The following is an 18,698-nucleotide window of genomic DNA, read 5'->3' on the forward strand; positions in this document are numbered from 1 at the left end:
AGCCCGGGAGCATGTCAGCGAGAGCCGTTCTTCGGTACGCAGCCGGTGAGCGCGTTCGAGAAGGCCGTCGAGAAGGCCATCGGAGACCCGCGTCGAGGCCCCGGCCGGCGTCGGACAGGTGCATCTCGGTTCCGGCGACCGCGGTGCCGTGCGGAGAGCTGGCGGGCCACGGTACGGCATCATTTTGTACCGGTTGGCGTACCGCGTTCGGATCGAACGCCTGGGGAGAGCGGGAATGAGACTCGCGGTCCTCTGCACCCTGGCCAGGGATGTGCGCAGTCTGTTTCAGGAGGACGGGCCCTCCGACCCGCACCGACGTCGGTGCGCTGCCAGCCCGACGGGTCCGGAGAGGCTCGCGGCCGAGGCATGGTTACGTCTCCCTGGTGCATGCCTCATCGCCGCGCGGAAGCCGCCCTGTGGCGGGGACAGGGCGGCCACAAGGCGCAACTATCGCCGCCCGTGGCGGAATGGGGCACCCTGCGTCGCGCACGGGCAGCATCACCCGCGCGCCTGGGGTTTCCCAGCCAACCCTCAGCGCCCAACTCGGTCGGATCGAAAGGGCGTACGGAGGGCCGCCCTTCATCCGCGCCCAGAACGGCCTCACCCCGACCCCGCTGGACGAGCATGCCCTGGCGCAGGCGTGGGCGACGCGCAGGTTCGCCACCGGTGCGGCCGCGCAGGCCTCGGCCGCGAAGCCGCAGCGCGAATGGACGCGGTAGGGTGAGTGGCCGGCGCTGGAGGGCGCCGCCGGGTCCGCGGGCAGGACAGAGTCCACCTCCATCCCCAGACCAACAGGCCGACCCGATGACGATCTCTTCCGGCCTCGCCGCGGACCACGGGGCAACGAGGAGAACGCCATGACCGACCTGCCCGCCCAGCCCAACCTGGACCAGCTGCGCCACCAGGCCAAAGACCTGCTCCACGCCGCCCAGCGCGGCGACCCGGACGCCATCACCCGGATCGGTTCGGTCGCCGACCGCATCACCCTGTCCGCGGCCCAGCTCACGATCGCCCGCGAATACGGATTCGCCAGCTGGCCCAAGCTGAAGCTGGAAGTAGAACGCCGCGAGATCTTCAACAGCCGTGACATCTCCCGCCTGGCCCGGCTCCTGGCCGCCCACCCCGACCTGGCCACCACGAAGATGCAGCACTGGTGCGACCACCCGAACGGCGCTGACCCGCTCGGCTACATGGCCATGCTGCGTTTCGACCACGACCGGCTCGGCCTGCCAGCCGACCTGCCGGGCACCGGTACGGTCGCCAGGGCCCTGATCGAGGTGGGCGCACCCGTCGACGGGCATCCCGGCGACAAGGAAACACCGCTGATCACTGCGGCCAGCTACGGCGACGCCGAGGTCGCCCAAATGCTCATCGAGGCCGGCGCCGACATCGAGGCGATCTCCGCACCCGACTCCGGGGGTGTCCCCAGCGGAACCGCGCTGCGGCACGCCGCCGTGTTCGGCATGACCACCGTCGTGGACGTCCTCGTCGCCGCTGGCGCCAGGATCGACAGCCTGGAGATGGCCGCCACCGCGGGAGACATCACCGGCTGGCCACTGCACCGGTTCCCCACACAAAGCCAGATCCGGGCGCTGGTGTTCGCCGCCCACCACCAGCGACTGGACGTCATCGACCAGCTGATAGACGCAGGAACGCCGGTCAACGAACCCGACGCCGAATGGCAACGGCTGCCCCTGCACGTCGCGGCCGGCAATGGCCGCCCCGCCAGCGTGCGGCGACTGCTCGCCCACGGCGCCGACCCCAACCTCCGCGACCCCAACCAGAACCGAACCCCGCTGGAGCAATGCCAGCAGGGCAACCGGCACCTCGATGACCCCAGCCACCAGGAGGTCGCGGCCATCCTCGGTCCCCTCACTCTGGACCCGGGCACGTCGGCCCGCGAGCGCTCCAGTTCCTGAACCCAAGTGCCTGGACTCGCTCACCAGGCCTCAACACCCTTGAGTTCCCGGTGGCCGACCCTTCGGAATGCGCGAACCCACCGCTCTTGGTCAGGAACCGTTGTACGGGTGGCTGGTTGGCTAGCCGGTACGTGTGAGCCCTCGGCAGGGCACGCAGAACAACGGAAACTCTTCTGACCTGCAAATACAGCGCGAGTTGGTGATCGAAGAGACCGTTCCGCTGGTGCGTGCGCCGCGCGGAATCCACGCGATCCGCGCAGCGGAGCAGCGACAGGCCACCGCTGCGGACTCCGAGCTGGAGGACGAGTCGTGATGGGAGGCGGTCAAGTTTTCTGGGAGGATCGAACGATCAGCGCGATCACCACGATCAGCGTGGTGTTGTTGGCCGCGATCGCGCAGTCATCAGCGCTGCTCTCTCTGTCGGTGGATGGGCTGATCGCAGTCGCGTCGATGTCGCTGCTGACCGGCTCAAGAAACGGTCGCCGTAGTGGTCTACTTCCGCGGGGGCTCTTGGCGCTGGGCAGTGCAGCCAGTCTGGCCGCCAACGTTCCCGTCGCCGAACCATCGGTCATCGGCCGTCTTATCGCCGCCTGGCCAAGCTGCACCCTGATCGGCGCCTATGAGCTGCTGATGCGACAGATCCGGTACACAGCCGTGAAGGTACTCGAGCGAGACAGCCAAGCCCTCTAACATCACATTTGAGGCGGCACATAAGACCTCGGAGATTGCTCATAGGGACTCCACGGCGACTCGTCGAGCCTCTGAGGAGTCTCTTAGAGATTCTCGCCTGGCCACGGTGTCCGCAGATGAGCCTCTGAAGAGCCGGCCGCTCGGGCCAAGAATTCAGAGAGGTTTCATAACGTCCGCGGCTTTGATCTCGTATATTCCTCGGAACCGTCCCCCGGGCGTGACGCGACCGATGGCGCGCGGGAGCAGCCGGGCACCGTTATCTCGTTCGGCGAGAACGGCAGATCTGGACGTCCAGCAGCGTCCGTGGCGGTGGGCGGTGGCCAATCGCATGTCAGCGGGGTCTGCCACCGAGGGAAGGTGATCGGCAGCCAATTCGGGCGCAGTGAGCGGTGGGGACGGCTCGTCAAGCAGGCCGGCCGCGCCGGGTGACAGCGGCCATGAAAAGCGGTTCTGATCCGATTGTTGTGAACCGATCACTCCGAGTGAGTCATCAGTCTGCGTGGAGGATCTGGAGACGAAGGAGATCGAAGGACGCCCGTAGCCGTCTCTTTTGATCCGCTTAATCCGATTCACATTGCCCTCAACACGACCAGAGTTCCACTGCATGCTCAGGCCCGCCGTCACCGCGTCGAAGTCTTGGCGGATGCCGTTGACCAAGCTTTCAGGGACGGGAAGCCGGTGGCTTCGGCTTGGTCGTGCCAGTCGGGCAACCGGCGTCCGTCTAGTTCGGCCATCATCTTTGCGAAGGACTCCACGCAGGCGGCGACGGCTTCCAACTCGGGACTGCGTGCCAGCAGCTTCTTCAGCCGGAAAGTCGAGCTCCCGTCCAGACGGTCAGGGTGGCTGGTGATCAGGTGGGTGGCACGGCGGACGCTGAGTTGCCTGGTGACTTTGGGCGCGGGTTTCCCACTGGCGCGGACGGACTCCAAGTGTCGGCGGACGGTGCGCTGGCTGCCGGAGTAGCCGCGTTCACGGATCTCGCCGAAGAGGCGGGCGGCGTCGGTGCAGCCCTGGTTCCACCGTTCGTGCAGGTAGGGCAGGAACGGGTCAACGCGCGATCCGCGCCGTCCACCCCCGGCGGGTGCCATGTCCTCGGGGGTGGCGGCACAGGCATAGCGGCGCACGGTCTTTCGATCCAGGCCGAGCGCATCGGCGATCGCGCAGATCTCCACACCCTTGGCCAGCAACTCGTGCACCGCCGCGTGCCGTTCCCGGCGCTTGGCGACCCGCACACCTTCCCACTCGGCGGGAACAGCCGCAGAGGCGGTCGCCTCTGGCGGGACGGATGTTGCTTGGTCCGGCTCGTTATCGCTGGTCGGCTCGGGTAGGCAGGCGCGGTGGAGCACGACGCACTTCTCCACCGCCTCGCACAAGTTCTTCCAGACATGGAAGCGGTCCGCCACCTGGACGGCGTCCTGTGCGGCCGTCCGTACGGCCTCGGCATACGCCCCACCACGGTCGCGGCATACCAGCTCGGCGCCGGGATGCTCACGTAGCCATGCGGCTAGGGTGTCGGCGGTCCGGTCGGGCAGCACATCCACCCGCTCGCCGGTCTCCATGTCCAACAAGATCGTCGCATAGACATGGCCCTTTCTGGTCGCGAAGTCGTCGACGCCAAGCACACGCGGCGCCCTTGTCCGCGGCTGTTCCGGCCGACGACGCAGCAGCTGCAGAAGCGTGTCGGGGCTGACCGGGATCGCCAGATGCTTGGTGAGCCGCGCATCGGGGCGTCCGGCCAGCATCTGCATCAGGCGCTCAAAGACGTGCCGAAGCCGCGGGGTTCGGCGCGCGAACCGCTCGGTTAACCCGTCGGTCTGCTCGGTGAACGTGCGGCGTGGACATCCGTCCGCCGCGCACCGGAAACGCTGTACGGCCAGGTCGATCACGGTCCGCCGACCGGTCAGTGTCACGTCGTCCAGCCTGCGGCGATACCTGCCGTGGCGATGCCTGGACACGGTCCCGCAGGTCGGGCACCTCGCCTCGGACGTGGTCGTCCGGGCGGAGATCGTCAGGGCCGGCCCGTCGGCCGTGACCTGCTCGACTGCCACGCACTCAAGGTGGCCGGAAAGGGGAGATAGCGCCTCGCAGTCACACGAGCCAAGACCTCCGGATTAAACGACGCTGCGTGATCGTTTCACAACAAGTTGATCAGAACCGCTTTTCATGGCCGCTGTCAACCCGGTGACGGCCCGCGCGGCCCCGTCCGACAGACACCTGAACGACCTGCTGTGTCCCATGCCCACGGGGGTATCGTGACCATCACGCCGCCGTCCGATCGCTCGCCGATCGATCGGGGCTGAGCCGTCGCGGCGCCAGCGAGGCGGTCGCGCCACCGTCGCGACGGGCACGACCGCCTCGCCCCCCTCTTACTGCCCCGGGCCGGGCTGCGGACAAGGCCGAACACCCCTGGCCGGGGGCCTGATATGTCCCCGTACTGGGCGCTCGTTGCGCGGGGCTGCGCTAGCTAGCTCGGGGACACCGCCAGGACGGCCGCGATGCGCTCCGCGGCCGTTTCGATCTCACCGGCGGGGCACAGCGGCTCCAGATCAGGGCAGGACTGCCCGGACCCGTCCCACCACACCCAGAACCACCACAGTGCGCCTCCCTGCCGCTCGGCGCACCGCACCTCCTGCCGCAGCCCAGGACCGAGCGCCCGCCCACCCCCGTCACCGGCACTGTCACCAGCACCGCCGCCGACGGCCGGCTCGCCCGCCGGGTTGAACACCCCGACCACCCCCTGTCGCCGCACCGTCGCGGCCAAGCCGCGCTCCTGCAGCGCCGCGGCCAGCGCACGAGCCGCAGAACGTTGTGATCGCAGGTCAGTGACTAGAGAGTCACTCGCATACATCCCTTGGTCTCCTGCCTCCACCGCCCCGCCAACTCACAGTACAGAGACCATCACCGACCGTCCTGGGATTCTCAGAAAGTCAGATGAACCGCCACCCGGAGACGACCGAGTGCGACCATGCATGGCTCACCGGGACCGGGCTTGGGCAGACCTTGCCGGGGTTCGGGTCCGGTAGATCTTTCCCAGCGATTGATTGGCCTGGCCGATTCTGGCGATGAAGGTGTTAAAGCCGTCGCTGTAACGTGGCGGGGGGCGGGCCGTGCGGACACATACGATGCACCAGGTCCGGGTCCAGAAGCCCGGGCCTGAGGAATGGACCTGCCCCACCTGCGGTCGCCGGATCCTGCTGACCTGGCCACCCCTCTACCACAAGCAGATCGTCGAACCCGGTGACGAAAGGGTCTCCCACGTCTGCGACACCGGCCCCGACAGATCCCAAGCTAGCCCCGCCCAGACACTCCCTGAGACCACCGAGACTGCGGCCGCTATCTCCGAGGACCGCTGGCGGATGGTTGAAACCGGCCCGCACCATGTCCCGGCCCGGCGCCACCAGGGCCGACAACGACCACTAGGCCGCTAAGCCAGCAGCATCGTGGACGGCCTCGGCGCCGATGTCCGCGCCGCCGCCGCGGTTGCGATCGGATGCGGGCAGGGCCATGGTCGGTCGGTCGGTCGCCGTCGCCGAGCTGGTTCGGCCGCGGCGGGGGTGCAGGCGGCGCCGCCAGGACGCCGGGATCGTCAGGGTGTCCTCGTCCATGCCGCCACACGGTAGGCGCGGCCCCGACAAAAACGATCAAGCGGCGGACACGATCAGGTCTGGCGGCCGTCCAGCAGGGCGGCGATGGCCTTGTCGAGGCGGGCGCGGCGCCCGGCCGGGGTGCGGGCCTTGAGCAGCGGCAGGATCACCTGGTAGCGGCGGGTTTTGTCGAGCGCGTCGAAGCGGGCGGCGGCCTCGGGGTGCGCGGCGAGCGCGGCGGCGAGGTCGTCGGGGACGGTGACGTCGCGCTGGGCGGCGTAGGCGGCGTCCCAGCGCCCGTCCGCGCGGGCGGCGGCGACCTCGGCGAGGCCCGGCGGGCGCATCCGTCCCTGGGCGGTCAGCTCCTCGACGCGTTCGACGTTCACCCGCGACCAGGGGCTGCCCTTGCGGCGGCGGGAGTAGCGCTGCAGGTAGGAGTGCTCGTCGCAGGATTTGCGCTGGCTGTCGATCCAGCCGTAGCACAGCGCGACGTCCAGCGCCTCCCTGATCGTGATCAGGGTGGCCGGGGCGCCCTTCTTGGCGATCTTCAGCCAGACGCCGCCTTCGGTCTCGTGGTGGCCGGCCAGCCACGCCTCCCACTGGGCGGCGTCCGCGAACTCCATCATCGCCCCAGCATCCCAGCACCATGCGCCTTGAACGCATCCGCACGGCGGGCCGGGACCGGTTCCGATCGGGCCCCGCCCCGGCCCGCCCGGCCCCGGTCTGTCCGATCTGGTCTGTCCGATCTGGCCTGTCCGGTCCGGCCTGTCAGTGCGCGTCGAGGACGTCGAGGACGGCGAGGTCGAGGCCGCGGAGCCGGACGGGGTCGGCGATGAGCTCGTATTCGGCGACGCGGCCGTCCCGCACGGTGATCGCGATGGCGAGCTGCAGGCGGCCGTGCGGGGCGACGACGGCTCCGGCGCGGCCGTCGACCAGGGCCGGTTCGGCGTGGCGGGCGCGGCGTCCGAACAGCCCTATTTCGCGGGCGACGGTGCCGGCGCCGCGGGCGACCGGGTCGCGGCCGGGCGGGAGGGCGGCGGCGTCGGCGCGGCGGACGACGTCCGGTGCGAGGACGGCGAGCAGCGCGTCCAGGTCGCCGTCGCGGGCGGCGGCGAGGAACGCCTCGACGACGCGGCGCTGCCCGGCGAGTTCGGCGGCGGGCGCGGCGGCGGCGCCGCGGACGCGTGCCCGGGCGCGGCTGGCGAGTTTCTTGGTGGCGGCGGGGTTGCGGCCGAGGATGGGGGCGATCTCGGCGAACGGCACGGCGAACACCTCGTGCAGGACGAACGCGACGCGCTCGGCGGGCCCGAGGGTGTCCAGGACGACGAGCATGGCGCGCCCGACCTGGTCGATCAGCTCGGCCTCGTCCTCGGGGCCGCCGTCGCCGGCCCGGACGGGCGGCCGCCACCCGTAGGGCTCCTCGCGGCGGGCCGCGCGGGCGCGGAGCATGTCCAGGCACAGCCGCGACACCACAGTCCGCAGCCACGCCTCCAGGTTGTCGATGCCGGCGGGGTCGGTGCGAGCCAGCCGCAGCCACGCCTCCTGGACGGCGTCGTCGGCCTCCGCCGCCGAGCCGAGCATCCGGTAGGCGGCCGCGCGGAGCCGCCCGCGGTGCGCCTCGAACCGCTCGGCCAGCGCGCCGTGCTCGTCCATCGGTCACCTTTCCTCGTCGGGGTCCGTCTGCAGGTGGGCAACCGTCGGACGGAGCGACAGGGAGACAGGCCGATGAACCTATATGAGCAGGGTAGCGGCGGGCGGCAGCCACTGCTGACCCCGATGCGGGCCGGGGACCTGCGGCTGCCGAACCGGGTGGTGATGGCGCCGATGACGCGGGCGCGGGCGTCCGGTCCCGGGCTGGCGCCGACGGACCTGCACGCCGCGTACTACGCGCAGCGCGCCACCGCGGGGCTGATCGTCGCGGAGGCGGCGTGGGTGGGCGAGGACGCGATCGGGTCCCCGGGCGTGCCGGGGATCGTCACCGAGGGACAGGTCGCCGGGTGGCGGCGGGTCACCGACGTGGTGCACGCGCTGGGCGGGCGGATCGTCCTGCAGCTGTGGCACGCCGGCGCGAACTCCCATCCCGACCTTCTGGGCGGCGCTCTGCCCGCGGGGCCGTCCCCGATCGACCCGGGGGAGGTGTGCCTGACGCCCGGCGGTTTCAAGGACACCGTCACGCCGCGGGAGATGACGGGCGCGGACATCGCCCGCGCGGTCGCCGCCTACGGCGCGGCGGCGGCGAACGCGCGCCGCGCCGGGTTCGACGGGGTGGAGATCGCCGCGAACGGCACGTATCTGATCGCCCAGTTCCTGAACCCGCGGCTGAACCGCCGCCGCGACGCCTACGGCGCCGACCGCGCGCGGCTGCTGCTGGAGGTCGTCGACGCGGTGACGGCCGGGTGGGACGGGCGGCGGGTGGGCGTGCGGCTCTCGCCGTACTGGACCTCCCGCGACCGCGGCGATGTCCCGGCGCGGGACGCCCCCTACGCCTACACCGCCGACGAGGAGTCGCTGGCCGTTTTCGACGCGGTGGTGGCGGAGCTGGACCGGTGTCCGCTGGCGTATCTTCATCTGCGGGGGCGGGCGCTGCCGCGTCCGGGCGCGGTCCCGGATTTCGAGGAGTTCGCCCGGTTCCGCAAGGTGTTCGGCGGCGCGCTGATCGTCAACCACGGCTTCGGGCGGGACACCGGCAACGCGGTCGTGGACGCGGGGATCGCCGACGCGGTGTCGTTCGCGGGGCCGTTCATCGCCAATCCCGACCTGGTGTCGCGGTTCGCGCTCGGGCACGCGCCGGCCGCCGACGACGCCGGTTCCCGCTACGGCGGAGGCGCCCGCGGCTACGTCGACTACCCGATCTGGCCGGGCCGGGACCGCCGGGGCTGACCCGGCCCCGACGTCAGGGCTCCGGGATCAGGGCTCTGGGATCAGGGCTCTGGGATCAGGGTTGCGGTGTCAGGGTTGCGGTGTCAGGGCTGCGGTGTCAGGGAGCCGGCGACGACGGAGGTCACCGTCCGGCGGACGGCTTCGGCGTCGGGCGGGGCCGCCTGCCGGTCGGCGAACAGCATGTGCCCGGCGCCGATCAGCGTGAACGCGAGGGTGTCGACGTCGGCGGCGGCGTCGAGGCGGCCCAGTTCCCGCTCGCCGTGCAGGTAGGCGGCGATCATCTCGGCGGCCTCGGTGAGGACGGGGACGCCGGCGGGCCAGGTGCGGCGCAGCCGGGCGCGCAGCTCGTCCCGGAAGGTGATGAGCGCGACGATCGCGACGGCGACCGATCCGAACAGGGCGGTCAGCGCGGCGGTGAGGTTGCCGACGACGGTGCCGGTCCCTGCGGACCGGCGCAGGGCGGGCCCGCCGGTCGGATGCGACACGAGGGCGGCTGGTGACGGTGGATCATCGGCACGTCGACCCGCCGCACGTTCGGTGACGATCTCCAAACTGCCGCCAGTTGCTCCTCAACGGCGTCTAGTGTTCGTCCCTGGCAGTCCCGGCCGATGTCGACCTTCATCAACCCGGGCCGTGGGCGGGTCAGCGGTCTCGGAACACGAACTTTCCCCTGTCGAAGTCCAGCGTCCATGCGTAGGCCTTGAGGAAGGCGTGTGACAGCAGGCCGTCGATGCGTACGCCGCCGAAGGATCGCCAGGGGGTCGTGCGGGACCGCGTGGTGGCCACGAATCGGTGTCGTTGTGCGAGCGGGCCAAGCGACACCGGTTCGGGGCTGTCGAAGTGCGGGCGATCGGCCAAGGCGCGCGGGACGCCCCAGGTGCGGTAGTGGCGGGATCCGGCCAGCAGACAGGCCTGCTGCGGCGCAGACGCGTCGTCGTCCTGCACCACGTACACCAGGCCGGAGTCGATGAAGAAGTTGAGATCGTCGCGCGCGCCGAAGCCACCACGGGTGAACATGAAGTGGTCCGACCAGAGGTAGAAGTCGATCTCCGTCGTCGCGGGGGCGTCGGCGAGGAGGCGGGCGTGGTCGGCGGCGGCGTCCGGGCGGTACCGGGGGGAGAGGATGAGGCGGCTGCGCGGGTGATCAACGGTGGACAGGAACTGTTCCAGGATGTTGGTCCCAATGATCACCAGATCTTGTGCACCGACAAGGGTGGACAGGACCTCGACCGGCACGTTGGTCAGCGACGCGGCGCCCAGGCGCAGTTCGGTGATGGTGCCGTGGCGTACCTCGGTGCGCTGGAGCCCGTGGTGACTTGATCCGCCCGGGAACGTCACCACGCCCAACTCCGCAGCGCGTTGCGGTCCCATGACCACGAAAGCGCCGCCGGTGTCGAGGTGGGCACGTACGTCGACGCCGTCGATTGTCGCCGCCACGGCAGGCAGGTACGGCGCGAGTTCATGGTCGACGAAGGCAAGCGCGGTGGTGCCGTCGAGCCGTACACCCAGCGGGCGGGTCAGCCTCAGCTCGAGCACCCGCAGCGCCTGCTCGACGGCCCGTGACCGGCCGATGCGTGACCGGCCGATGCGTGACCGGCCGATGCGTGACCGGCCGATGCGTGACCGGCCGGTGCGGCGTCGCCGTACATGCTCGACGGCCCGATCGGGACGGCCCAGATGAAGCCAGGCCTCAATGACCGGCTCGTCCAGCGTCCCCGGCGTCCGGTCGTCTGAGGCAAGGGCGTCGTAGTGCGCCAACGCCCTCTCGTAGGACTGCCTTACGTAGCAGCACAGGAAGAGCAAATGATCCCGAGAGGGCCCCGACAGCGTCTCGGTGAGGCGCTCGCACGCCTCTACATCGCCGTTGGACCAGGCTTGCCACGCATGCCGCGCCGCCCCGTCCAGCAGTCGGCCGACAGACCTTGTCATTCGAGGTCCTCCTGGGACACCTCGGCGGAGCCGAGGTCCGTGGCCACGGCGACGATCGTCATCAGAGGCACGACGGCGTGAGGGGCGATCGCATACTCGCCGCGTCCCGGCCGTACGAGCAGGCCCGCGCCTTGCAGGTCTTTGAGGTGGTGGTACAGGTGCCCGGTCGAGGTCTCGCCGAGCGCTTCCTGCAGCTCCCTGCGGGTTCGCGGGCCGCGGAGAAGGGCGGCCAGCAAGGCCAGGCGCGGCGCGCTGCCGAGGCGTTCGAGCAGGGAGGCCGCCGCAGCCCACCGCGCGCCCGCCACCTCGTCGGCCGCGTGTTCCATCGCCCATACGTACTCGCGGTCATCGAAGGTCACCGAGCCGCCGTACATGATCGTGCCGGTACCTCGCCCGTCTCCGCGACCGGCTCCGGCTCTGGCGCGGATCAGATCGAGCAGGTTGAGTGACGCGTCGGCCGAAGGACGCGGAGACGGGTTCGCGGGGGACGGCCGCTCGGAGGGTGGCTCCTCCAGGCGTGCCATCCGGCGCTCAAGCTCTGCGATCCGTTCTTCGAATGATCCCATGACATCCTAGTCTGTTGTTCCGTATTTACGGAATGACAGAAATGTAGCAGACGTCGATCGGCGCCGCACGGCTGCGCTCATCCCTTGGTGAGGTTCGCGGGCTGCGTGTTGGACAAGTCGATGGATGCGGACCTGGCGATGGGCGGCGGCACGGTCGTGGTTCAAGGGGCCGTAGCGGTGCAGCAGCCCCAGCGCTTGGTCGATGGAGATCTCCCACACCGCCGAGAGGACCTGCTGCTGGCCTCCAGCAGGTCTCCCTCGCTGGGGACGGCGGCGGGCCACGAGTCGCTCAGCGAGCAGGGCGCGGTAGCAGCCGCAGTCCAGGTGTTGCTGGTGAAGTGCCCCGGGTTTGGTGATGATGTACCCCGGCTTTTGTGGGGTCGCGTTACTGGGATCCTCGTGTCTTCGATCATGAGGAGTGCCCCCAGGTGCCCAGAAGTTATCCCCCTGAGTTCCGTCGCAAGGTCCTGGATCTGGTCAAGGCCGGTCGTCCGGTGAGGCAGGTGGCCGAGGATCTACAGATGCCCAGTCAGACCACCTATGTCTGGCTGCGCCAAGCCCGCATCGACTCCGGGTCGGAGCCGGGGCTGACCTCCGCCGATCACGCCGAACTGGTCGCTGCCCGGCGCCGGATCGCCCAACTGGAGACCGAACTGGCCGTCACCCGCCGAGCGGTCGAGCTGGTGAAGCAGGCGGTGCCCCCAAAAGACGCTTCGAAGCCATCGCAGTGATGGCCGGCGAGGGGCTGCCCATCAAGGTCTGCTGCCGTGTCCTGGGCGTGTCGGAGTCCGGGTTCCATATGTGGCGCAAGCGGCCACCGTCGATGCGAGCGATCCGGCACGCTTGGCTGACCGAATAGATCCTTCGGGTGCACACCGAGTCCCGCGGCACCTACGGCGGCCAGCGCGTGCACGCCGAACTCACCCTCGGCCTGGGCATCCAGGTTGGACACGGAGCCGTGGAGATGCTGATGCCGCGCCGGCCTTCGCGGCCTGCCCGGCTTCCGTCGCCGTCGCCTGGTCCACCAGACCCCGACCGCGGCCGACCTGGTCGATCGCCAGTTCACCCGCGATCGACCCGACCGGTTGTGGGTTACCGACATCACCGAGCATCCCACCCGTGAGGGCAAGGTCTACTGCTGCGTGGTGCTGGACGCCGTTTCCCGCAAAGTGGTCGGCTGGTCCATCGATTCGGCCCAGACCGCCACGCTGATGACCAACGCCCTGGGCATGGCGATCCAGAACCGCCAACCCCGGCCCGGCACCTTGATCCACTCCGATCACGGAGTGCAATTCACCTCCTGGGTCTTCACCCAGCGCGCCAAGGCATCCGGTCTGGTGGCCTCGATGCGCTCGGTCGGCGACTGCTTCGATAACGCGGTCATCGAGTCGTTCTGGGGGCGGATGCAGACCGAACTGCTCAACCGGCAGCGCTGGCGCACCCGCATCGAACTGGCCAATGCGATCTTCGAGTATCTGGAGATCTTCCACAACCGCCGACGCCGCCACAGCGCCCTCGGGATGCTCAGCCCCATCGAGTACGAAAGACTCCACGCAGCCCAACAACTCGCATGAGATTCCGGTATCCCGACACCACGAAACTCGGGGTACATCACTTCCTGAGTCCGACCCCATACTTCTCGTTGGTGAACGGCGACCCGACCATCGTGGTGCCCGAGCCGATCGCCGAGGCGGCGAACCCCCTGCCCGCCGCTCCATCCGGACAACGCCGCCGCGCCGTAGGCCGCCCGGCGGCGCGCGGGACGGGGGATCCGGGGGACCCGTGTCCTGCGCACGGCGGCGAGATCTCCCTCCGTCTACGCCGTGAACAGCCGGAAAGGTCGTGCGGACGGTGATCGCGGCGGCGTGCCCCCCGGTCCTGCGGGACGGCCGGGCCGTCGCCGTATCACCGGCGGGCCCGGTTTTCGAGCACCGCCGCGATCTCCGCCGCGGCGAAGGGCGCCCGGGTCGGCGAGAGCCGGCCGTAACCGATGACGAGGGCCGGCCGGAGGCGGCGCCGGGTGTAGCGCGACAGAGGCATCACGGCCACGCCCCGGTGCTCCAACCGGTCGGCGATATCACGGTCGTCGTGCCCCGGCGGTAGCGAGAGCACCAGATGCAGTCCCGCGGCGATCCCTTCGACGGGACCGGCGTCGCGGATGACCGTGTGGCCGTACAGAGCCGCGAGCACCGCCTCACGCCGCTCGCGGTACAGCGTGCGGGCACGGCGCAGGTGCCTGTCGTAGTCGCCAGCGCCGATGAGCCGGGCGAGCGCCAGTTGGTCGAACACACCGGGTCCCGCGCCCGACCTCTCGAGAGCTTCGATCACCGGCTCTCTCAGGGGAGCGGGAGGCACCATCCATCCCATCCGCAGGCCCGGGTGCAGAGTCTTGCTCGCGGAGCCGAGGTAGGCGACGTTGTCCCGGTCGAGGGCCGCCAGCGCGCCGATCGGCTTGCGGTCGTACCGGAACTCGGCGTCGTAGTCGTCCTCCAGCACGACGGCCGAGCGCTCCGCCGCCCACGCCAGCAGCGCCCGCCGCCGCCCCGCCGACAGCGCGGCGCCGGTGGGGAACTGGTGGGCGGGCGAGCAGAGCACAGCGTCCGCGCCCGTTCGCCTCAGTCTCCCGACGTCGATGCCCTCGCCGTCGACGGCCACCGGCTCGACCGCCAGTCCCGCGTGGGCGGCCGCATCACCCAGCCGGCTCCATCCGGGATCCTCCACCGCCAGCCGTGACGCGGAGCGCCGGGCCAGGACGCCTGCCAGCAGCCCCACCGCGTGCGTGGCACCGCAGGTGATGACCACCTCTTCGGGCGCGACCGCCACCCCCCGGGTTCGTCCCAGGTAACCGGATACGACCTCACGCAACCGCTGCACGCCCCCGGGCCGGGGGAAGACGTCTGCGCCCTCGCCGGCCGTGAGGACGTGATGCATCGCCCGGCTCCAGGCGGCGGCGGGGAAGCGCGCCACGTCGGGCGCGCCGGGCCGTAGATCGGCCATGACCGGCGAGGGGGCCCGCGCGGAGGGCCTGGCCAGCGGGGCCGCCGGCCGCGTCGACACGCCCGGCGCCACCCGCGTGCCCGACCCCTGCCGTGCCGTGAGGTGCCCTTCGGCGATGAGCTGCACGTACGCCTCGTTGACGACCCAGCGCGAGCAGCTCAGCTCTTCGGCGAGCACCCGGCTCGGGGGCAGCGCGTCACCGGGGCCCAGGCGGCCCGCCAGAACGGCGGCTCTGATCGCAGCCGTCAGGCGTTCGTGCAGTGGCCGCTCGTCGTCCGGTACGTCGAGGAGAAGGCCGGTGATGCGATTGGCCTGGTTTGATGACATTTGAGTGGACTGTACCACCGGACCACTTCGCCATAACCTCTGGATCGGCCTGTTTACGGCCCGTACCACTGAGGAGAACGCCGTGACATCGACGAACACCCCCTTGACCGTCATCGCGCGGATGCGCGCGAAGGACGGTTGCGAGGCCGCCCTGCACGACGCCTTGTCGGCGCTGGTCGCACCGACCCGGCGGGCGCCGGGCTGCCTGACGTACGACCTCCACACCGAGGTGGGCGTGCCCGCCCGCTTCTGGTTCTACGAGGTGTGGAGCCGCCCCGAGGACCACGCCGCGAACCTGGAGTCCCCGCATATCACCGGTTTCCTCGGACGGGCGACGAGCCTGCTCGACGGTGAGCTGGAGGTCCACTTCCTCGACTAGGGCCCCGTACGGACGCCCCTAGGACTCGCAGTAGTCGCGGGCGTGACCAGAGCCAGGTTCCGCCTGATTCGCGTGCAGGTAAGCGGCGGATGTCCAGCGGCCAAGTTGACGGTAGGTCAGCCGGGGATCTCCTCCAGACGCTGGCCAGCGTTCACGGTTCCACCCTCCACCACGAGGTATTCCCTCCGGACAGAGTGAAGCCCGTAGTGGTCACAGGCTCATGCTTGCGTTGCGGCGATGGAACAGAACGGCGCCGGCGGCCATCGCGGCGGTGGCATACGCGGCGAGGACGCCCAGGCCGGCCCACGGGCCGATTGACTGGGCGGACGGGCTGGCGGTGCTCTGGACGGCGAGTCCGGCGGACATGGGCGCGTACCTGTCCACCAGGATGCTCCAGCGTTCGTCGGCGATGAACCGGGTGAGGATCCCGGGCATGTAGAGCAGCCCCAAGACGGTCGAAAGAGCTGTGGCGGTGTCGCGTAGGGCGGCGGCTAGACCGAGGCTGAACAGCGCGATGAGGGCGAGGTAGAGGAGGGTTCCGCCGGCCGCCCGCATCGCGGGCACGGTGATCGGGGTCAGTGGTGAGGACAGGTCGTTGCCGCGCAGCAGTACATGACCGGCGATCAGGCAGCCGGCCACGCTCACCAGACCGGCGCCCAGCGCCGCCGCCGTCACGGTGATCGCCTTGGCGGTCAGGACGCGCAGGCGGCGTGGCTCGGCGGTGAGCGTTTGGACGATCAGTCCGGTGCCGTACTCGGCGCTCATGGTCAGGACGGCCGTTACGATGACGGCGATCTGGCCCAGTTGGACGCCGGTGAGGCTGAGCCGGACGGGATCGCATCCCGTTGCGGCGCCGCAGGCGGTGGTGTCCGGCCCTGCGGTTGCGACGATCGGAAGGCTCAGCGCCATCGTCAGGCCGGCGGCCGTCCACGGGGTCCAGGCCGTGCTCCGCACGGTGCGCATCTTGGTCCATTCGGCGAGCAATGCGCGGTTCATGCGTCCCTCCGGCGCATTAGCAGCCAGCCCACGGCGAGCGTGGCCGCCACATAGGCCGTCAAGAGCGCCGGCCCGGTCCAGGGACGGCCCGCCCACGGCAGCAGGAAGGCGTCGTCGGTCTCCTTGACCTGCTGGATCGACAGCGCGGCCAGGGGCGCCAGTCGCTGCGGCCAGGGACTGCCGGACAACGGGGTGACCAGTATCGGCGCGAGGGCCATGGCGACGGCGGCGGGCACGGCCGCCGCGACGCGACGCAGTACCGCTCCGAGGCCCAGGGCGAACACTGTCATCAGCGACAGGAACGCGGCGGTGCCGACGAGCACTCGAAACACGGTCGGGTCGGTGAGCGAGGGGTCCGGGTAGGCAGGTGGGCCGATGCCCTGCCGGCGCAGCAGCGGCTGGCTCGCCAGGAACGCGGCGACGACGGCCACCAGCGTGGCGGCGAAGGTGACGCCGCCGAGCACGACCGCCTTCGCGGCCAGCACCTGGCCGCGCCGCGGGCTGGCGGTGAAGGTCGTGCGGATCAGACCGTGCTGGTATTCGGAGGCGATGAAGGACACGCCCAGCGCCAGCAGCGGAACCAGTCCCGCGACGCTGCCCGCGACCGCCGCGATGACCCGGCTCCCGTCGTCGGTCTGCCCGAGGATGTCTCCGGACAGGCCGGCCAGGGTGAAGGCGCCGCCGTCGTCCGGTGGCAGAGCGGTGGCCGGGGGTTCCGGTGAATCCTCGCGGCCCACGTCGTCCACGCGCCACGGCGGCCGAAGGGCGGGGGTCGTCACGCTGATGTTGTCGAAGGTGGCCTTCGCGGGCCCGGTCTTCATCAGCGCCGGCCGCATGGGGACGGTGCGCTCCCCGCCCGGCGCGGTCGCGAACAGGCCGATCTCGGCGCTCGGCGGCAGCCCGGGCAGGCTGACCGCGCCGATGCGGCGCCACGTGCGCCCGTCGGCGGACTCGTATCCGCTGATGGTGGCGCCCGCCCGAATGAGCTTGAGCCAGTGCGGTGCGCGGTGCGCGCCGCCGGCGATGTCGGTGGTGAAGCGCGCCTGCATCCGGACGCCGTGGCCGGGGGTGATCGCAACAGCCGCATACGGCGCCCCGGCGGTGGCGCTCTGCTTGATCATCACACCGGCCATGGCCCAGGGATGATCAGAGTGCTGTTCGTGTACGCGGGTGACGATCGAGCCGTCGCCGGTGAGCGTCTGGTGCGCGAACCGGAACCGGTCGACGTAGGGCGTCTCGGCGTAGGTGCCCGGGCTCCCCGACGAGATCATGACGGCGAACAGGACGATCAGCCCCATCGCGGCGAGCAGCGACCAGAGGTTGGACGGCACCGACCGGAGCTTCGTCCACTCGGCGCGCATCAGGCCGCCGAAGCCGGTCCCCGCCGTCCGCCGTCCGGCCCTCACCGCCGCTCCTCCGCCGACGCGGTGTAGTCGGTGGCCGCGCGGGTGAGGCGGAGATATGCCTCCTCCAGTGACGCCCGGTGCGCGGTGAGCTCCGAGGACGTCACCCCGGCCGCGGTGACCAGCGCCGCGATCCGGTCGGCGGACAGGCCGCCGACGATCAGCGAGTCCGGGCCGGAGACGGTCACGGCGGCACCGGCGGACCGCAGCGGGCCGGCCGCCTCGGGCGGCCGCGGGGTCCGCAGGCGGTAGCGTCCCTCCGAGGCGGCGTCGCGCAGGTCGCGCACGGCGGCGTCGGCCAGGAGCCGTCCCCGGCCGATGACGACGAGGTGATCGGCGGTGTCCTCGAGCTCGCTCATCAGATGGCTGGAGACCAGCACGGTCCGGCCCTGGGCCGCCAGGCCGCGCAGCAGCCCGCGGATCCAGTGCACGCCCTCAGGATCAAGGCCGTTCACCGGCTCATCGAACATCAGTGCCGGCGGGTCCCCGAGAAGCGCGGCGGCGATGCCGAGGCGTTGTCTCATCCCCAGGGAGAAGCCGCCGGCCCGGCGCCGCGCCACCTGCGCCAAGCCGACCTGCTCAAGGACCTCCCGGACCCGCCGCACGGGCAGCCCGTTGCTATGCGCCAACCACAGCAGGTGATCGTCGGCGCGCCGGCCCGGATGGATCGCGCCGGCGTCCAGCAGCGCCCCCACCTCGCGCAGGGGGGTAGGCAGGCCGCGGTAGGGACGGCCGCCGATGAGGGCACTGCCCCCATCGGGCGCGTCCAGGCCGAGGATCAACCGCAGCGTCGTCGATTTGCCGGCTCCGTTGGGGCCGGCGAACCCGGTCACCCTCCCGGGCGGGACGGTGAAGGACAGGCCGTCCACCGCGAGGACACGCCCGTACCGCTTGCGCACGCCACAGACCTCGATCGTGGGCGCGGCGTCTCGTCGATTCGCGTTCACGGCAACCATCAAAGCCAGCGCCCGAGCGCGGCGCAGGAGGCCGTGGCTCCATCTTTACGGGAGGGCCAGCCCTACCGAACA

Annotated in this window: 17 protein-coding genes and 1 pseudogene; 5 read left to right on the top strand and 13 right to left on the bottom strand. The window is 70.7% G+C overall.

Annotated features, from left to right (window positions below):
* Window positions 1-857: 857 nt before the first annotated feature.
* Window positions 858-1,919 (top strand): ankyrin repeat domain-containing protein, encoded by a 1,062-nt coding sequence (locus ACH34S_RS24695; protein WP_395955153.1) that lies wholly within the window; start codon window positions 858-860, stop codon window positions 1,917-1,919.
* Window positions 1,920-2,231: 312 nt separating this feature from the next.
* Window positions 2,232-2,609, top strand: coding sequence for a DUF2637 domain-containing protein (locus ACH34S_RS24700; protein ID WP_395955497.1), 378 nt, complete (start codon window positions 2,232-2,234; stop codon window positions 2,607-2,609).
* A 153-nt stretch (window positions 2,610-2,762) separates the two neighbouring features.
* Here ACH34S_RS24700 and ACH34S_RS24705 read toward each other — a convergent pair whose 3' ends face one another.
* The 6 genes from ACH34S_RS24705 to ACH34S_RS24730 all read right to left on the bottom strand — a co-directional run bounded on the left by ACH34S_RS24705 (window position 2,763) and on the right by ACH34S_RS24730 (window position 7,846).
* Window positions 2,763-3,266, bottom strand: a complete 504-nt coding sequence (locus tag ACH34S_RS24705) for a hypothetical protein (RefSeq protein ID WP_395955154.1) — start codon at window positions 3,264-3,266, stop codon at window positions 2,763-2,765.
* On the bottom strand, window positions 3,230-4,657 hold the full coding sequence (locus ACH34S_RS24710; RefSeq protein WP_395955155.1) for an ISL3 family transposase: 1,428 nt from the start codon (window positions 4,655-4,657) through the stop codon (window positions 3,230-3,232). Before ACH34S_RS24710 ends, ACH34S_RS24705 begins: the two co-directional genes overlap by 37 nt.
* 416 nt (window positions 4,658-5,073) lie before the next feature.
* Window positions 5,074-5,370 (bottom strand): hypothetical protein, encoded by a 297-nt coding sequence (locus ACH34S_RS24715; protein WP_395955156.1) that lies wholly within the window; start codon window positions 5,368-5,370, stop codon window positions 5,074-5,076.
* A 655-nt stretch (window positions 5,371-6,025) separates the two neighbouring features.
* Complete coding sequence (locus tag ACH34S_RS24720; protein WP_395955157.1) at window positions 6,026-6,214, bottom strand: hypothetical protein; 189 nt, start codon at window positions 6,212-6,214, stop codon at window positions 6,026-6,028.
* Between the two features lie 53 nt (window positions 6,215-6,267).
* Window positions 6,268-6,819, bottom strand: coding sequence for a YdeI family protein (locus ACH34S_RS24725; RefSeq protein ID WP_395955158.1), 552 nt, complete (start codon window positions 6,817-6,819; stop codon window positions 6,268-6,270).
* Between the two features lie 142 nt (window positions 6,820-6,961).
* Complete coding sequence (locus ACH34S_RS24730; RefSeq protein WP_395955159.1) at window positions 6,962-7,846, bottom strand: sigma-70 family RNA polymerase sigma factor; 885 nt, start codon at window positions 7,844-7,846, stop codon at window positions 6,962-6,964.
* A gap of 72 nt (window positions 7,847-7,918) precedes the next feature.
* Between ACH34S_RS24730 and ACH34S_RS24735 the strand changes: the two genes are divergently transcribed.
* The gene (locus tag ACH34S_RS24735) at window positions 7,919-9,073 is read left to right on the top strand and encodes an alkene reductase (protein WP_395955160.1); all 1,155 of its coding nucleotides are present in this window, start codon (window positions 7,919-7,921) and stop codon (window positions 9,071-9,073) included.
* Between the two features lie 83 nt (window positions 9,074-9,156).
* Here ACH34S_RS24735 and ACH34S_RS24740 read toward each other — a convergent pair whose 3' ends face one another.
* The 3 genes from ACH34S_RS24740 to ACH34S_RS24750 form a co-directional block, all read right to left on the bottom strand.
* Window positions 9,157-9,558, bottom strand: coding sequence for a hypothetical protein (locus ACH34S_RS24740; protein ID WP_395955161.1), 402 nt, complete (start codon window positions 9,556-9,558; stop codon window positions 9,157-9,159).
* Between the two features lie 157 nt (window positions 9,559-9,715).
* The gene (locus tag ACH34S_RS24745; protein ID WP_395955162.1) at window positions 9,716-10,831 is read right to left on the bottom strand and encodes a retropepsin-like aspartic protease; all 1,116 of its coding nucleotides are present in this window, start codon (window positions 10,829-10,831) and stop codon (window positions 9,716-9,718) included.
* 167 nt (window positions 10,832-10,998) lie between these two features.
* On the bottom strand, window positions 10,999-11,568 hold the full coding sequence (locus ACH34S_RS24750) for a hypothetical protein (protein WP_395955163.1): 570 nt from the start codon (window positions 11,566-11,568) through the stop codon (window positions 10,999-11,001).
* A 428-nt stretch (window positions 11,569-11,996) separates the two neighbouring features.
* Between ACH34S_RS24750 and ACH34S_RS24755 the strand changes: the two are divergent.
* A pseudogene (locus tag ACH34S_RS24755) lies at window positions 11,997-13,142 on the top strand (IS3 family transposase).
* A gap of 331 nt (window positions 13,143-13,473) precedes the next feature.
* Here the strand turns inward: ACH34S_RS24755 and ACH34S_RS24760 are convergent.
* Complete coding sequence (locus ACH34S_RS24760) at window positions 13,474-14,892, bottom strand: PLP-dependent aminotransferase family protein (RefSeq protein ID WP_395955164.1); 1,419 nt, start codon at window positions 14,890-14,892, stop codon at window positions 13,474-13,476.
* An 82-nt stretch (window positions 14,893-14,974) separates the two neighbouring features.
* On the opposite strand from ACH34S_RS24760, the gene ACH34S_RS24765 reads away from it, so the two are divergent.
* Window positions 14,975-15,271 (top strand): putative quinol monooxygenase, encoded by a 297-nt coding sequence (locus tag ACH34S_RS24765; RefSeq protein ID WP_395955165.1) that lies wholly within the window; start codon window positions 14,975-14,977, stop codon window positions 15,269-15,271.
* A gap of 210 nt (window positions 15,272-15,481) precedes the next feature.
* Here the strand turns inward: ACH34S_RS24765 and ACH34S_RS24770 are convergent, their stop codons facing one another.
* From ACH34S_RS24770 to ACH34S_RS24780, 3 genes are read right to left on the bottom strand one after another with little or no spacing between them, the layout of a single operon-like run.
* Window positions 15,482-16,267 (bottom strand): ABC transporter permease, encoded by a 786-nt coding sequence (locus tag ACH34S_RS24770; protein WP_395955166.1) that lies wholly within the window; start codon window positions 16,265-16,267, stop codon window positions 15,482-15,484.
* A complete protein-coding gene (locus tag ACH34S_RS24775) occupies window positions 16,264-17,673 on the bottom strand; it encodes an ABC transporter permease subunit (protein WP_395955167.1) in 1,410 nt (469 codons plus the stop codon). The genes ACH34S_RS24770 and ACH34S_RS24775 overlap by 4 nt, the downstream gene beginning before the upstream one ends.
* Entirely contained in the window at window positions 17,670-18,617 is a 948-nt protein-coding gene (locus tag ACH34S_RS24780; protein ID WP_395955168.1) for an ABC transporter ATP-binding protein, read from the bottom strand. The genes ACH34S_RS24775 and ACH34S_RS24780 overlap by 4 nt, the downstream gene beginning before the upstream one ends.
* Window positions 18,618-18,698: the final 81 nt, after the last annotated feature.

This window comes from Actinomadura sp. 3N508, from assembly GCF_044326375.1.
Taxonomy (GTDB): Bacteria; Actinomycetota; Actinomycetes; order Streptosporangiales; family Streptosporangiaceae; genus Spirillospora.

Coding starts and splice junctions, on each gene's coding strand:
- ACH34S_RS24695 (WP_395955153.1), top strand. CDS start 858: ATGACCGACCTGCCCGCCCAGCCCAACCTGGACCAGCTGCGCCACCAG.
- ACH34S_RS24700 (WP_395955497.1), top strand. CDS start 2,232: ATGGGAGGCGGTCAAGTTTTCTGGGAGGATCGAACGATCAGCGCGATC.
- ACH34S_RS24720 (WP_395955157.1), bottom strand. CDS start 6,214: ATGGACGAGGACACCCTGACGATCCCGGCGTCCTGGCGGCGCCGCCTG.
- ACH34S_RS24725 (WP_395955158.1), bottom strand. CDS start 6,819: ATGATGGAGTTCGCGGACGCCGCCCAGTGGGAGGCGTGGCTGGCCGGC.
- ACH34S_RS24730 (WP_395955159.1), bottom strand. CDS start 7,846: ATGGACGAGCACGGCGCGCTGGCCGAGCGGTTCGAGGCGCACCGCGGG.
- ACH34S_RS24735 (WP_395955160.1), top strand. CDS start 7,919: ATGAACCTATATGAGCAGGGTAGCGGCGGGCGGCAGCCACTGCTGACC.
- ACH34S_RS24750 (WP_395955163.1), bottom strand. CDS start 11,568: ATGGGATCATTCGAAGAACGGATCGCAGAGCTTGAGCGCCGGATGGCA.
- ACH34S_RS24760 (WP_395955164.1), bottom strand. CDS start 14,892: ATGTCATCAAACCAGGCCAATCGCATCACCGGCCTTCTCCTCGACGTA.
- ACH34S_RS24770 (WP_395955166.1), bottom strand. CDS start 16,267: ATGAACCGCGCATTGCTCGCCGAATGGACCAAGATGCGCACCGTGCGG.